Origin of the sequence: Thalassorhabdus alkalitolerans, from assembly GCF_042656525.1 — a bacterium.
Taxonomy (GTDB): domain Bacteria; phylum Bacillota; class Bacilli; order Bacillales; family Marinococcaceae; genus Thalassorhabdus; species Thalassorhabdus alkalitolerans.
Genome location: NZ_JBHSOZ010000003.1, coordinates 668,924 through 684,354 on the forward strand (window position 1 = coordinate 668,924; position 15,431 = coordinate 684,354).

Genomic DNA, 15,431 nt, shown 5'->3' on the forward strand with positions numbered 1-15,431 from the left:
CTATAATCACTTCTGCATTGTCACGCACATTTTATTTTCATTACTCTTCAATTTGGTCAGGATGGACAAAACCATAGCCTTTTTCTTCAAGGCCAAGAACAATATCCTCTAACGCTTCCATAGTCCACTCTCTGTCATGCATCAACAGGTTTGCACCGTCTCTTAACAGTTCGGTTTCTACCATTATTTCTGCTAAAGGTTCTGGTTCTGTATAATCAGCTTCCCAATCATAACCATACGTCCAGTTCATAAGAATCATGTTCTCTTCTTCCACAACTTCTCTGGCATGGTCTGTATTCACACCATGAGGAGCACGGAAGTACTCTGGCCGTTCTCCAATGATATCTTCAATGAGATCGTTTAATTCCACGATTTCCTCTGTCTGTTCTTCTTCACTCACATCGTCAAGCTTTTGATGATTCATTGTATGATTGCCAATGGCAAAGCCCATATCGTAGATAGCTTCCAACTGCTCCTCTCCTTCTTCGCTTTGAAGAAAGTGGCCATTTACAAAAAAGATAGCAGGAGCATCAAGTTCATAAAGGATCTCAGCCATTTCCACCCCATGATTATCAGGAGCATCGTCTATTGTTAGTAGTACGACTTGTTCATCGGCATCATTCACAGGTTCAAGAGACCAGTCATTTTGGTTTACTGTATAGCTTCCTTCATGCTCAGCAGCCTCTGCATCCCCCTGATCCTCTTCTTCGTTCAGAGCCTCACTTCCCGGATCTTCATCCACGCCCCCGCCTTCTTCCGTCTCCTCAATATCAGCCGTCTCATCATCCGTTTCCTCGATATTGTTTTCTTCCGGCATTTCTTCCTCAACTTCCTCCACATCGGTTTCAGTCTCCGTACATGCCGTAACTGTTAACGCTAAAGCAAATATTCCTATGTATTTTTTCAAATAATTCCCCTCCAGATCCGATTTATGCTATGTCCTAAGTTTACCAAAATTTGTGGAAATTGTGGAAAGAGAAACCTTCTTTTTATGACATGAAATTCATTAATATAACAAAGACTAAAGGAAATGTTTATTTCCAGCAATGGAAGGGTATGGCTCAGATAGTCAAAAAGTAGGAGCCATATTACTGTTGCATACGGTTTTGTTCATGTTATAATGTGTACCGGCGCTTATGTGCGGTAAGGTTTTTTTAAAGATTTCCAATTCAATTTCACTTATCATGTTCCATGGAAAAAAGGATGCTTTCTAGGTCTTGAGTAATAGAAATTATTTCCATTTTTAACACTAGATGTATCCCTCTAAATTTGACTTGAAAGGTGGTTTTTCTTTTTTATGAAGAAGCTGACACCCGTGTTTCTTATTTCCCTGGTGATTGCTCTCGCATTTATCCTTTGGGGAGTCATTGCACCAGATAACGTAGAAATGATCACTGGGGAAATCCAAGGATTTATTTCTACACAGTTAGGCTGGTTTTACTTACTGGCGGCCTCAGGCTTTTTGCTTTTTGCCCTGTTTCTTATCGTCAGTCCTTACGGTAAAATTAAACTAGGTAAGCCTGATGAGGAACCAGAGTACAATTACTTAACTTGGTTTTCTTTTTTATTTACAGCGGGTATGGGAATCGGACTTGTATTCTGGGGAGTGGCAGAGCCTCTTTACCACTTTTATGGACCCCCAACTCAAGAGCCGGAATCAAATGAAGCAGCCGCTGCCGCATTACGCTATTCATTTTTCCACTGGGGGCTTCACCCGTGGGCAATTTATACTGTCGTAGCATTGGCCCTTGCATACTTTAAGTTCCGTCACGATGCTCCTGGGGTATTGAGCGCAGCGTTTAAACCTTTATTAGGAGATCGCATTAACGGCGGTATCGGTACAACAATCAATGTTATTGTGGTATTTGCCACGATCTTTGGTGTTGCTACTTCCCTTGGGTTTGGTGCCGCTCAGATGACAGCTGGACTTGCCCACTTATTCGAGCCTATTGTTAATGACACGTTTACTCAATTAATGGTGATCTTAGGTGTTACAGTGCTTTACATGGCTTCTTCCATGACAGGCATCAACAAAGGGATTCGAATCCTAAGTAAAACAAATATTATTCTTGCGATAGGTTTAATGCTCTTCCTCCTCATTGTAGGACCGACTGTATTTATCATGAATGTATTTACACAAACGCTTGGAAGCTACATTCAAAACTTGCCAAGTATGAGCTTTAGCTTAAACACATTCACTGGTGATTCGGCCTGGGTAGAAGATTGGACAGTTTTCTATTGGGCATGGTGGATTGCATGGTCACCTTTTGTAGGTACATTTATTGCCCGTGTCTCCAGAGGAAGGACCATCCGTGAGTTTGTTGTAGGGGTACTTGCAGTTCCTACGTTATTTGGCGGCTTATGGTTCTCTGTTTTTGGAGGAACGGCTATTGATCTGGACATTAACCAAAATGGACTTGTTTATGACATTATGGGCGAGCAAGGAATGGAAGTCGCCTTGTTCTCTGTATTGGAGCAATTCCCGTTAGGGACGGCTATGTCTGTACTTGCTGTGCTGCTGATTATGTCGTTCTTTATCACATCTGCAGACTCTGCGACATTTGTGCTCGGCATGCAGACAACAAACGGCAGCATGAATCCGCCTATATCTGTTAAAGCTGTATGGGGTATTATTCAATCCTCTGCTGCTGCAGTGCTGCTTTTATCAGGCGGATTGGCAGGCCTGGAGACTGCACTAATTATCGCGGCCCTGCCCTTCACCATCATTATGATCTTTATGGTTATATCGATGCTGAAAGCTTTGAAAGCTGAAAAAGCCGCTCTTCAACAACAAGCAGCTGAAGGAGATCGGACGCCAAGGCTTAAAGAAGAGCGCAAAAAGTTCAGGGAAGAAAAAGAACGCCTGCTCCGTGATATTGAGGAAATGAAAAAAGAAAGAGTAGAAATGAGAAAAGAAAGAGAAGAATTTAAAAAAGAACGAAACGCTTTTAAAAGAGAAAGAGAAAGAGACAAAGATAAATAAGAAAAGCCCCTATCACCGAAAGTGATGGGGGCTTTTGACATTCTAATTCTATACGTGAGAAAAGCCTCGTAACATGTAACATGAGAGACCTTAATATTTCTTTTTGATTACAAGTTATGGTTTAACGTTTTAATCCACCAGCTTCTGGTAATACAATAGTAGAAATACAGCCTGTTACTAATGGGGGTGGAGAGATTGAGGGTCTTATGCCGTTTTTTCATTATTGTTATATTGTTAGGATTATCCGCATGCGTGTCTTTTTCTGAAGCTGAAACCTCTCCCCCCTATTCATTAAATGAAAATGAGAAAATCACACTTTTCTTTTCCGACGAGAACAACCTTGAAAAAGAATCTCCCTACTACGATGCCTTACTTACCTTGCAAAATAACTTTGATGACCAGAAAGTCATTATTATAAATTCCTCTGAAGAAAAGCTAGTTAACTCTTTTGATATTCAAGAGTTCCCTACTCTGTTAATAATAAAAGGTGAAGAAGTAAAAGGAAGCCTTTCTGGATTTCAAAATTATGAACAGATTGAAGCCTTCCTTCAGGAAGTCATTTTACCTTCTAATGAAAGATTCTAGAATAAGCTGGATACTCACCTAAGTAAACAAGGTTCCAAATATTGTCTGAAGCTGAACCGATGTCGTACTTGTGCGTTTAGGTGCAAGCAAGTTTATTTTTAACAGGCAACTATTAAAACTGGAAACAAAAAAGGCTCTCACCGGATGGTGAGGGCCCTTCTTATTAGCTGGGTTTTGTCCCAGTCTTTGCGTACTATTACTTAATGTGAATTGGTGTTCCAAGAGCAACTTCAGCTGTTTCCATAGTAATCTCACCAAGAGTCGGGTGAGCATGAATGGTCATAGCCAGGTCTTCAGCTGTCATACCTGCTTCAATGGCAAGGCCAGCTTCAGCAATCATATCGGATGCATTTTGACCTGCAATTTGTGCTCCAATGACCAGCCCGTCTTCCTTACGAGTAACCAGCTTTAAGAAACCATCTGTTTCATTAAGTGAGAGGGCACGACCATTTGCCTGGAATGGGAATTTAGAAGCTACTGCATCGTAACCAGCTTCTTTTGCCTCCGCTTCTGTATAACCAACACTTGCAAGCTCTGGCTCTGCGAACACAACCATCGGAATTCCAAGATAATCGATTTCAGATGCTTCACCTGAAATGGCTTCAGCAGCGATTTTCCCTTCGTAAGATGCTTTATGAGCAAGTGGAGGACCGGCAATAACGTCACCGATTGCATAGATGTTAGAAGAGCTGGTACGGCACTGCTTATCTACTTTAATCAAGCCTTTTTCGTCCAGCTCGACTCCGATTTGCTCTAATCCAAGCTCATCAGAATTTGGACGGCGTCCTACCGCTACAAGAACATAGTCTGCATCAAACGTCTTTTCCTCACCTTTTACTTCAGCTGTTACTTTCACGCCATCTTTTGTTTCCTCGGCAGACTTAGCAAAAGCTTGTGTTTCAAACGTAACGCCTTTTTTCTTAAGGTTACGCTGTACAAGCTGTGCCATTTGCTTTTCAAACCCGCCTAAGATGCGCTTTTCACCTTCAAGAACCGTTACTTCGCTTCCTAGATTAGCATAAGCACCAGCAAGCTCAATTCCGATATAGCCTCCGCCGATAACGACCAGCTTATCAGGAACTTCATTTAAATTAATAGCGCCTGTAGAGTTAATAATACGGTCGCTGAATTTAAAATTAGGAATTTCAATTGGGCGGGAACCCGTAGCAATAATACAATTCTTAAACTTATAGGTCTGTGAGCCATAGCCATCCTCTGAAGAAACTTTTACTTGGTCACTATCAGAGAAATATGCCTCTCCTTTTACAAGGTTAACTTTGTTCCCTTTTAAAAGGCCTTCCACTCCGCCTGTAAGCTTATTAACAATCCCGCTTTTCCATTCTTGTACTTTGGAAAAGTCTAAGCTTACATTTTCAGCAGTGATACCCATGTCATCGCTGCCTTTTGCATTATGGTAGCGGTGGCCGGCTTCGATTAGTGCTTTTGATGGAATACATCCAACGTTTAAGCACACACCGCCTGTGCTTCCCTTTTCAACTACTGTTACCTTTTGTCCAAGCTGAGCTGCTCGGATTGCTGCTACATAGCCTCCTGGTCCGGAACCTATTATCAGCGTGTCTACTTCTTCTGCGAAATCACCTACAACCATGTTTTACCCCTCCATTACGATTAGTTCAGGATCATTAAGTAAGCGCTTCACGTGGTTTAATGCGTTTTGCGCTGTGACGCCATCGATGAGACGGTGGTCATAACTTAATGATAAAGCAAGTACAGGTGCGATGACAACTTCTCCATCACGAACTACTGCTTTTTCTTCAATGCGTCCAATTCCAAGGATTGCTACTTCTGGATGGTTGATAACTGGAGTAAACCATTGTCCCTGAGCAGAACCCACGTTTGAAATGGTTACAGTGCCGCCTTTCATTTCTTCAGCTGAAAGTTTTCCGTCACGGGCCTTCAATGCAAGCTCATTGATTTCTTTAGCAAGCATAAAGATGGATTTGCGGTCTGCGTCTTTGACTACTGGAACGACCAGCCCTTGTTTTGTATCAGCTGCGATACCAATATTAAAGTAGTTTTTATAAACGATTTCCTGGTTCTCATCATCAATAGAAGCATTTAGTGCCGGGAATTCACGCACGGCAGAAGTTAAAGCTTTCACTACATACGGCAGATACGTAAGCTTAATATCTTTTTCGGCAGCAACCGGCTTGAACTTCTTACGGTTTGCAACGAGATTTGTTACGTCTACTTCATCCATGTGCGTAACATGAGGAGCTGTCTGCTTGGAATTAACCATAGCATTTGCGATCGCTTTGCGGATCCCTTTTAGTGGTACGCGCTCTTCAAGCTGCTCTGTAGCTTGTGCGGATGCAGCAGCAGGTTTCTCTTGCTTTTGTTCTTGCTGTTCTTGTTCGCTGGCTGCAACTTTTTCATCAGTGCCGGCTGTTTCCTGTCCGCCATCAAGGAAGGACTCAACGTCTTCTTTCAGCACCCGGCCATTTTTTCCGCTGCCGCTGACTTTACGGATATCGACACCTTTGTCTCTGGCAAATTTTCGTACAGATGGCATAGCGATGACACGACGGTCGTCATCAACATCCGTATCTGTTTCAGCTGCTGGAGCAGACGCTTCAGAAGCTTCTTCTTTCTTTTCTTCCTTTGGTGCTTCTGTTTCCGCTTCTTTTTCGCTGCTGTCGTCCCCGGAAGGAGCATCTTCACTTCCGTCATCAATAATTAATACTGTCGTCCCCACAGTTGTGGTAACCCCTTCGTCCACTTTTACTTCTTTAACGGTGCCATCAACAGGAGAAGGAATCTCTACAACGGCTTTGTCATTCTGCACTTCACAAAGAACGTCGTCTTCCTTAATTGTATCGCCTTCTTTTACAAACCACTTAACAATTTCACCTTCATGAATACCTTCACCGATATCCGGTAGTTTAAATTCAAATGCCACAGATAGTGCCTCCTTTTTAACTAACTAAAAATGATAGAAAAATCCCTTGTACTTTCACCTTTTACGGACAGGAGAAGTCTCTATTTTTCTTTACTTTCCCTAAACAAGCTGGGTGCATGCATTGGTAAAAAAAGAGACTGAAAAAGGTAATCAGGATTACCCTGACTCCTTTTCCAGTCAGGAATCTATGAGCTTCAATTAAAAGTTCATTACTTCTTTTGCTTTTTCCACTACATCATTGTAATGCGGAAGCCAGATATCTTCAGCTACTGCAAACGGGTACGTAGTATCAGGAGCCGTTACTCGCATAACAGGAGCCTCAAGATGCAGGATGGCACGCTCAGTAATGTCAGCCATTACCTGTGCTGCGATACCAGCTTGTTTTTGCGCTTCTTGAACGACAATCACGCGGTTTGTTTTTTCTACAGACGCAAGGATTGTATCCAAGTCGATTGGGCTGACTGTCCGAAGATCAACAACCTCCAGTTCAATCCCTTCCTCTGCAAGCTCTTCGGCAGCTTTCAAGCATGTATGGACCATTGCTCCATAAGTAACTACCGTGATGTCTTTTCCTTCACGCTTTACATCTGCTTTTCCAAGCTCAATGGTGTACTCTTCCTCAGGTACTTCTTCACGGAAAGAACGGTAGAGCTTCATATGCTCAAGATAAACAACTGGGTCGTTATCTCTAATAGAAGAAATTAAAAGGCCTTTCGCATCGTACGGTGTAGATGGAATAACCACTTTCAATCCTGGAGTCTGAGCCATAAGGCCTTCCAGGCTGTCCGCATGCATTTCAGGTGTCTTAACCCCTCCTCCAAAAGGAGAACGAACAGTGATTGGAGAGTGGTAGTGCCCGCCGGAACGGTAACGCATACGTGTCATTTGACCTGCAATGGAGTCCATTACCTCAAATACAAATCCAAAGAACTGAATTTCCATAACAGGACGGAATCCTGTCACACCAAGTCCGATGGCAAGTCCACCGATACCTGATTCGGCAAGGGGTGTATCAAACACACGCTCTTCGCCAAATTCTTTTTGAAGCCCTTCTGTTGCACGGAATACTCCGCCATTTTGTCCTACGTCTTCACCGAAAACGAGCACGTTCTCGTCGTTGTTCAGCTCAGTACGCATGGCATCTGTAATTGCTTGAATCATGGTCATTTGCGCCATAGCTTACTTCGACTCCTTCGCTCTATATTCTTCCAATTGCTCTTGAAGGTTAGCTGGCAATGTTTCGAACATAAATCCGATAAGGTCAGTGACCTTCTGCTTTGGTGTTTCATCTGCTTGTTTAATCGCAGCTTTAATGTCTTCTTTTGCTTGTTCTACAATTTCATTTTCTCTTTCCTCAGTCCATAGATCTTTGCTTTCAAGATACTTCCGGAAGCGAATAAGAGGGTCCTTTTTTTCCCATTCGTTATCAAGGTCAGATGTACGATAGCGCGTTGGGTCATCCCCTGCCATCGTATGAGGACCATAACGGTAGGTTAGCGTTTCAATAAGGGTAGGCTCACCTTTTAACGCGTTTTCGCGGGCTGTTTTTGTCGCTGCGTAGACCGCTAGTACATCCATGCCATCAACTTGTACACCATGAATTCCTGCCGCTACTGCTTTTTGGGCAATCGTGCTTGCAGCAGACTGCTTTTCAACCGGAACAGAGATCGCAAATCGGTTGTTTTGGACAATAAAGATAGCTGGTGCATCATAAGCTCCGGCAAAGTTCATGCCCTCGTAGAAGTCACCTTGGGAAGCACCGCCATCTCCCGTGTAAGTAATTGCAACGTTTTCTTTTCCTTTTCGTTTTAAACCAAGGGCAACCCCTGCTGTTTGAACGATTTGAGCACCAATAATGATCTGCGGCATGATTACATTTAAATCCTCAGGGTACTGACCGCCATGAAAGTGTCCTCGGGACCATAGGAAGGCCTGATACAAAGGTAGACCGTGCCAAACAATCTGTGGAATATCACGGTAACCAGGAAGAATCCAGTCCTCCTTATCTAGTGCAAATTGCGAACCTAAAGCAGAAGCCTCCTGCCCAGCTACTGGTGCATAAAAGCCAAGACGACCTTGACGATTTAAAGAAATGGCACGCTGGTCCCAAATTCTTGTATAGACCATACGCTTCATTAATTCCTGGAGCTCCTCATCTGAAAGATCAGGCATAGCGTCTTTGTTCACTACTTCTCCATCTTCATTTAAAATCTGAAATGTTTCAAAGTGACCTTCGACTTGCTCAATTGTATTAGTAGCCACTATGTTCACCTCTTCCTTTCCTCTAAATAAGAAATCATTGTTTCCATTGTAAAGGGTGACAAACTATATATAAGAGAAGAGGAGTGCCCTCGCCTCTTACTATCTAGCTGGATAAAAACACCTAAACGTAGGGTAACCATAAGTGATCAAACTCATTAAGAATAAGCCTAAAAATCCTTATTCCCTTTTCTAATCCTCTATAATCACTGTCCACCCATTTTTTTCATATTTCTTTCTGTATCACGATTTTTCTTAAAAAAGTAATACAACCTTTATCCAACACTTAGTCTATACTAATTGAAAAAGGTTCGTCAATCCTTTTGTAATTACTATTTCACTGCTTTGTTAAAAATTTGCACATAGAGAAAATCCACTAAACTGTTATATATCATTTTAAAGTTTACACTAAACAGCTTTACATCAAACCCTTCTAACTGGCTAAGGAAAAATGTAACACTTTATATAACATAAAAAAAGAATGGCCAAATCAAAAAGATCAAAAGATAAACCACTAACATATCGGATGTCTTTGAGAAAACAGTCCCGCCTTTTAAGGTTGGTATACAGGTGGTTGAGCCATTACCTAGTTAGATGTGTCACTCCCTAAAAACATTTATTCCGTTTTATACACAACAAAAAAAGGTAACAATTATCAATCTGATAATCGGTACCTTCTTTATCTATAAGACGCAATGTCCCCTTGGGAAATTCAACTTTTACCCGTTATCGACCACATCGCCAGGTTCTTCTGCTTCTGGTTCTTCCTCTTCTTCACCATTGTCTTCCTCTTCATTATCTTCATCTGGACCTTCTGCTTCAGGGGCTTCTGTTTCTTCTACATTCAGCCCTGCAGCTTGATAAAAAGAAGATTTAGCTTCATTGTATCTGTCTGTATATTCATTAAATCGCTCTTTACTGTCTACCACAGAGCGGTACCTTTCATTTATCGTATCAATATGATCCTGAAGTTCATCGATTTCAAGTTCTTCATCCTGAAACATATGGTAAAGTTCACGATCTAACTCAATGGCTTCCGAATAATTTGTATAGAGCTCCTCATATGAGGCATACCTCTCGTTCATTGTGTCTCTAATATTCTCGGCAGCAGCAATTTCCTCTTCTTCCTCAAGGTTCTCCATTTCCTCTTCTGCTTGCTGGTACTCTTCATAGCTGGCTTCAATACTTTCTCTTTCCATTTCCAACCGCTCTTCTCTTTCATCTACCAGCTCAAGGGCTTCATTTGAAAGAGCCTGTATTTCCTCTAATTCAGTCAGACCCAGGGATAAAATTTCTTCATAAATCTCATATTCCTGTTGTTCAGCCTCCATTAATGGCTCCTGTTGCTGCTGAAATCCCTCTTCAAGCTCAACTGCTTCTTCCAAATGATTATAAATTGCTTCGGAACTACTTTCCCCACAGGCTGAAATGACTAAAAGGCTGGATGCAGCTATGCTGCTAAGTATTATTTTTTTCATATGTCTCGTCCCCCAGATTCAATCATAAAAAGGTTTATTTCTACACAAAACCACAAATAACCAAAAAATGTTATTCACTTCCCCAATGATATAGCAATATTTCTTTTAAATCAATTAATCTTCCATATTAATCCTGGAATAAAAAGCTGATAATTACTGGGCATTTGACCATCCGTTATGGTTTCTTTTACATACAGTGATATAGAAACGCTCAAGAGAGCGGATTTTTGAAGGAGGGATGAATAATGTGGGGTCACGGTGGATGTTATGATCCTTGCGGATATGGATATCCTACTCAAGTAGCTGGTGTAGGACACGGACCAGGAAGAGGCTTTGCTTTGATTGTAGTTCTTTTCATTTTGTTAATCATTGTTGGGGCTTCTCGTTTCCATCATCACACACCAAGCAAATAATTGGTTTTGTAAAGGCTCCGTGCCAATTCCGGCAGGGGCTTTTACTTTTACATACTGTAGTTTTTTGCTTATAATATATTTTGGACCTTAGTATTGAATTTACCGGGATTGTTATATGAATTAATATGAACTACCACGAGTAAGAAAGGAGTGAATTCAATGATTACAATGAATGATATTGTTAGAGAAGGAGATCCAGTACTGCGACAGGTAGCGAAAGAAGTTCCTCTTCCTCCCTCGGAAGAAGATAAAGCAACAGTGCAAAAAATGCTTGAATTCTTAAAAAACAGCCAGGATCCAGAGATCGCTGAGAAATACGGCCTTCGCTCCGGTGTAGGTATCGCAGCCCCTCAACTTGGAATCAGCAAACGATTCTTTGCTGTGCACCTTATAGATGAAAAGGAAAGGGAATACAGCTATGGACTATTTAACCCACGTATCGTAAGTCATTCGGTTGAAACAACGCACCTTGATAACGGTGAAGGATGTTTATCCGTTGACAGAGATGTACCTGGGCTTGTACCCAGGTATTCCCGGATTACTGTTAAGGCTGCCACAGAAGACGGAGAAGAGGTTCAGCTTCGACTCCGCGGTCTTGCTGCTATCGTGTTCCAGCATGAAATTGATCATCTAGACGGCATAATGTTTTATGACCGAATCGAAGATTATGATGACAAAATGAAAAGGTCACTGCCCGACCTGTAAATTATTTACTTGCAAAAGGCTCCGGAAACGGAGCCTTTTTTCATTATACTTTATTACCTTCAAGGAGACCGAGTGTCTCCAGGCCTGCCCGTATGCCCCCTTCATCAACGGACGCCGTTACAAAATCAGCTGCAGCTTTTGTCTTGTCTAATGCATTTCCCATCGCCACTCCAGTACCTACCATTTCCAGCATTTGAATGTCATTTAACGCATCTCCAAAGGCAGCAGCTTCATCAATGGTAAATCCGAGATGACGAGCAACTGTTTTGATACCTTCTGCCTTCGACCCTCCCTGAGGAAGCACATCCACAGCAAGATTATGCCAGCGAACAAAATCAAACTTCGGATGGGAGTGTAAATATACATGTTCCTCGTGTCCGCTGCAAAAAAGCAAAGCCTGATAAATTTCTCTTTCCTTAAAATAGTCTGGATCCTCAGAAGGATACGGTAATTTGAGCCCGCCTACACTTTCAACAATATGAGGGTGGTTGCTTACCGTAGAACGAAAATCTTCATGATCGACAAAAACCATGGGATGATTCTGCGATTCTGCATGCTCCTTCAGACGAGTTAGATAGTTAAAATTCAAAGGCTTCTTTTCAATAACTTCTCCTTCTGCCACTACGTATGAACCGTTAAAGCTGACAAACGTTTCGATACCTAATTCTTCTCTAAGCTCTTCAAACATGAAAGGGGCGCGTCCTGTAGCAATAGCCACATAGACTCCTTTATTTTTCAGCTCAGCAATTGCCTCCTTAGTCGAAGGGGGTACAATCATTTCCTTTGTATAAAGCGTACCGTCAATATCAAAAAATACAATGCCTGGCTTCTTCAATTTCTCCACTCCTTTTTTCTCTTACCACAGCTTACTTCTATGTAAAGTATCTGCTTCTATAAGGAAAATTCCACTGTTGCCTGATTTCCTACCATTATGAAGCAAACAGATAAGAATGAAAAGAAAAAGACAGCTTCTTTTCTTCCAAGTTTTTCAGGGCAAGAATTCCGGCAGGCCGCACATAATAAGGGCAAACCAATTACAAGGAGGGATAGTCAATGATGCGGAAATGGAGAAAAAGATTACTGAAGGGATGCCGGAATCTTTTACCAAAACAACGCTTATTGAATGCCTGAATTTAACATTCGGCCTCTTTCTCTATTGAAAAATAATGAAAAATACCTTACAATTTCTAGACTGGCATGTACGGAATGAAAGGCTTTACCTTTCATGCATACCAAAAGCATGAAAAACACAGTCCAATGTTTTATAATAGGATAAGCATTATTTAACAGAACAAGGAGAGGTCGAAGATGATTTTTAAAGTATTTTATCAGGAGAATATTGAAGAAGCTCCTGTCCGGGAAAATACTCATTCACTTTTCGTTGAAGCAGAAAGTGAAAGAGAAGTACGGCATAAACTGGCAGACAGAAACTACAATATTGAATTAGTCCAGGAAGTTTCAGGAGATTTCTTGGAATACGAAAAACAAAGAGAAGATTTCAAAGTGGAGAACATCTAGAGAAATGAAACAAATTAAAGAGAATCAAGTTGCCGTTTTCGCCCTTGGAGGCCTTGGGGAAATCGGCAAAAACACGTATGCCATTGAATACAAAGATGAAATTATTCTTATTGATGCCGGAATTATGTTTCCTGAAGACGAGCTTCTAGGTATCGACTACGTCATACCTGACTATACGTATATTATTAGAAACAAGGAAAAGATTAAAGGTCTTTTCGTTACACACGGACATGAGGATCATATTGGAGGAATTCCTTACCTTTTGCGGGAGGTCAACGTTCCTATTTATGGCGGAAAATTAGCATTGGGCCTAATCAAAGGAAAACTTGAAGAGCATGGGCTTTTGCGCCGGGCCAAGATGATTCCTATTGAAGAAGACCATGTGATTAAATTTGCCCATACACAGGTTTCTTTTTTCCGTACTACACACAGTATTCCAGATTCCTTGGGGATTGTCGTACACACCCCTGAAGGAAATATTGTTCATACCGGTGATTTCAAGTTTGATTTTACACCAGTAGGTGCCCCCGCCAATTTAACTAGAATGGCTCAAATTGGTGAAGAAGGAGTGCTTTGTCTTCTTTCTGACAGCACAAATGCCGAAATCCCAGGATTTACGATGTCTGAAAAAAAAGTCGGCAAAAGCATCGAGAATATTTTTACCCAAGTAGATGGCCGAATTATTTTTGCAACTTTTGCTTCTAATATTTATCGTCTTCAGCAAGCTGTAAATGCAGCGGTTAAGCACGGAAGAAAGATTGCGATTTTTGGGCGCAGCATGGAAAATGCGATGACCATCGGCCAAGAACTAGGATATATTCAGGCGCCAAAAGGAACATTTATTGATCATTCACAGTTAAATCGCATTCCTGATAATCAAGTGGCTATTATATGTACGGGAAGCCAAGGAGAACCTATGGCTGCTCTTTCCAGAATTGCTTTTGGTACACATCGCCAAATTCAAGTGATTCCTGGAGATACAGTCGTTTTCTCAAGTTCTCCAATTCCAGGGAATACGCTATCTGTAAATAAGATCATTAACCAGCTTTACCGCGCAGGTGCAAATGTCATCCATGGTTCATTAAATGACATTCATACATCCGGCCACGGCGGCCAGGAAGAACAAAAGCTAATGCTCAGGTTGATGAAACCGAAATTTTTCATGCCTATTCATGGAGAATACCGCATGCTGAAGATGCACACAGTTCTTGCCAGTGACTGCGGCATCGAAAAAGAGAATTCTTTTGTCATGGATAATGGAGAAGTTTTAGCTTTAACAAGAGATGAAGCTTCCGTTGTCGGTAAAGTACCATCTGGAGCCGTTTACGTAGATGGGCATGGGATCGGGGATATTGGAAATATTGTCCTGCGCGACCGACGTATCCTATCCGAAGAGGGATTAGTTGTTGTGGTTGTCAGCCTTGATATGAAAAACTTTAAGGTTTCCGCTGGACCAGATATAATTTCCCGCGGTTTTGTTTACATGCGTGAATCCAGTGATTTGATTAATGACGCTCAAAGTATGCTCGCAAAACATTTACAAGAAGTGATGAATAAGAAAACGACCCAGTGGTCTGAAATAAAAAATGAAATCATTGACTTATTGTCCCCGTACCTTTATGAAAAAACAAAAAGAAAGCCAATGATCCTTCCAATAATTATGGAAGTATAATAAAAAAGCTGCCTGCTGGCAGCTTTTTTATTATAGGCACATCGTTTTCAAAGCAGAATCAGGATTAAATGAAGAAAGAAATAGTATAGGAACTGATCACACCAGGCTTCTCTCTAGCTTTGTCTCTCTCCGTTTCTACGGAGGCGTGTCTTCTTAAGCGTTTCCTTCTTCATCAATCCATCTGTTTTCCAGACGATTAATGTCTTTGTCAGCCCCAATAACAATCAACACGTCCTGTGTAAGGATCTTTTCTTCAGGATACGGAGACACTTTGATCTCCTCTCCCCTTTTGATTGCAAGAATGTTACAACCGTACCGTGTTCGCAAATCCAGGTCGACAATGCTCTTATTATTGATGGTGGGTCCCGCTACAAGCTCAACGATGCTGTATTCATCAGAAAGCTCCAAGTAATCCAATACGTTCTCCGATACGACGTTATGTGCGATTCGGACGCCTATGTCTCGTTCAGGATGCACAATTTCATCAGCTCCGATCTTGGCAAGCACTTTTGCGTGGTAATCATTTTGTGCTTTAGCGATGATATTTTTGACCCCCATATCATCCAATATTAAGGTAGTTAAAATGCTTGCTTGAATGTCATCTCCTATTGCAACCACCACTTGATCGAAATTACGTATCCCAAGACTTTTCAACGCTTTTTCATCTGTTCCATCAGCAATTACCGCCTGAGTGACAATGGGAGCAAGCTCGTTTACTTTATGTTCATCCATATCAATGGCTAATACGTCCATCCCTTCAGCAGACAACGCTTTACAAATACTTCCCCCAAAACGTCCGAGGCCGATTACAGCAAATTGTTTTTTCACTCGTTCTTCCTCCAAATACAATCCAAATAATTAATTGGGCAATAGACCTTTGCTAGTTTATTTTAACTTA

The 15,431-nt window shown here is 41.5% G+C and carries 13 protein-coding genes and 1 pseudogene; 6 read left to right on the forward strand and 8 right to left on the reverse strand.

Features of this window, described 5'->3' with window-relative positions; genetic code table 11:
* Positions 1-40 precede the first annotated feature (40 nt).
* Positions 41-907 (reverse strand): polysaccharide deacetylase family protein, encoded by an 867-nt coding sequence (locus ACFPU1_RS05985; RefSeq protein ID WP_385939442.1) that lies wholly within the window; start codon positions 905-907, stop codon positions 41-43.
* Between the two features lie 390 nt (positions 908-1,297).
* Here ACFPU1_RS05985 and ACFPU1_RS05990 point away from each other — a divergent pair, with 390 nt between their 5' ends.
* Positions 1,298-2,983, forward strand: coding sequence for a glycine betaine uptake BCCT transporter (locus ACFPU1_RS05990; RefSeq protein ID WP_385939444.1), 1,686 nt, complete (start codon positions 1,298-1,300; stop codon positions 2,981-2,983).
* Between the two features lie 195 nt (positions 2,984-3,178).
* Positions 3,179-3,568 carry a thioredoxin family protein gene (locus tag ACFPU1_RS05995; RefSeq protein WP_385939446.1) on the forward strand — a complete coding sequence of 130 codons (390 nt, stop codon included), beginning with the start codon at positions 3,179-3,181 and terminating at the stop codon, positions 3,566-3,568.
* Between the two features lie 196 nt (positions 3,569-3,764).
* Here ACFPU1_RS05995 and lpdA read toward each other — a convergent pair whose 3' ends face one another.
* The 5 genes from lpdA to ACFPU1_RS06020 all read right to left on the reverse strand — a co-directional run bounded on the left by lpdA (position 3,765) and on the right by ACFPU1_RS06020 (position 10,225).
* On the reverse strand, positions 3,765-5,177 hold the full coding sequence (gene lpdA / locus ACFPU1_RS06000) for a dihydrolipoyl dehydrogenase (protein ID WP_054635191.1): 1,413 nt from the start codon (positions 5,175-5,177) through the stop codon (positions 3,765-3,767).
* A 3-nt stretch (positions 5,178-5,180) separates the two neighbouring features.
* On the reverse strand, positions 5,181-6,488 hold the full coding sequence (locus ACFPU1_RS06005) for a dihydrolipoamide acetyltransferase family protein (protein WP_385939448.1): 1,308 nt from the start codon (positions 6,486-6,488) through the stop codon (positions 5,181-5,183).
* Between the two features lie 198 nt (positions 6,489-6,686).
* Positions 6,687-7,664 (reverse strand): alpha-ketoacid dehydrogenase subunit beta, encoded by a 978-nt coding sequence (locus tag ACFPU1_RS06010; protein WP_385939450.1) that lies wholly within the window; start codon positions 7,662-7,664, stop codon positions 6,687-6,689.
* A gap of 3 nt (positions 7,665-7,667) precedes the next feature.
* The gene (pdhA, locus tag ACFPU1_RS06015; protein ID WP_054635189.1) at positions 7,668-8,750 is read right to left on the reverse strand and encodes a pyruvate dehydrogenase (acetyl-transferring) E1 component subunit alpha; all 1,083 of its coding nucleotides are present in this window, start codon (positions 8,748-8,750) and stop codon (positions 7,668-7,670) included.
* Between the two features lie 716 nt (positions 8,751-9,466).
* On the reverse strand, positions 9,467-10,225 hold the full coding sequence (locus ACFPU1_RS06020) for a YkyA family protein (RefSeq protein ID WP_385939452.1): 759 nt from the start codon (positions 10,223-10,225) through the stop codon (positions 9,467-9,469).
* A gap of 320 nt (positions 10,226-10,545) precedes the next feature.
* On the opposite strand from ACFPU1_RS06020, the pseudogene ACFPU1_RS06025 reads away from it, so the two are divergent.
* Positions 10,546-10,638 (forward strand): annotated as a pseudogene (locus ACFPU1_RS06025) (YjcZ family sporulation protein); the annotation flags it as partial.
* A 159-nt stretch (positions 10,639-10,797) separates the two neighbouring features.
* Complete coding sequence (gene def / locus ACFPU1_RS06030; RefSeq protein WP_385939454.1) at positions 10,798-11,343, forward strand: peptide deformylase; 546 nt, start codon at positions 10,798-10,800, stop codon at positions 11,341-11,343.
* A gap of 43 nt (positions 11,344-11,386) precedes the next feature.
* Here def and ACFPU1_RS06035 read toward each other — a convergent pair whose 3' ends face one another.
* On the reverse strand, positions 11,387-12,178 hold the full coding sequence (locus ACFPU1_RS06035; RefSeq protein ID WP_385939456.1) for a Cof-type HAD-IIB family hydrolase: 792 nt from the start codon (positions 12,176-12,178) through the stop codon (positions 11,387-11,389).
* A 473-nt stretch (positions 12,179-12,651) separates the two neighbouring features.
* Between ACFPU1_RS06035 and ACFPU1_RS06040 the strand changes: the two genes are divergently transcribed.
* Together ACFPU1_RS06040 and rnjA are read left to right on the forward strand one after the other, a co-directional pair.
* Positions 12,652-12,861, forward strand: a complete 210-nt coding sequence (locus ACFPU1_RS06040; RefSeq protein ID WP_054635186.1) for a DNA-dependent RNA polymerase subunit epsilon — start codon at positions 12,652-12,654, stop codon at positions 12,859-12,861.
* A gap of 4 nt (positions 12,862-12,865) precedes the next feature.
* Complete coding sequence (gene rnjA, locus ACFPU1_RS06045) at positions 12,866-14,533, forward strand: ribonuclease J1 (protein WP_385939459.1); 1,668 nt, start codon at positions 12,866-12,868, stop codon at positions 14,531-14,533.
* 153 nt (positions 14,534-14,686) lie between these two features.
* On the opposite strand, the gene ACFPU1_RS06050 is transcribed toward rnjA, so the two are convergent.
* Complete coding sequence (locus ACFPU1_RS06050) at positions 14,687-15,361, reverse strand: potassium channel family protein (protein WP_100399519.1); 675 nt, start codon at positions 15,359-15,361, stop codon at positions 14,687-14,689.
* Positions 15,362-15,431 lie beyond the last annotated feature (70 nt).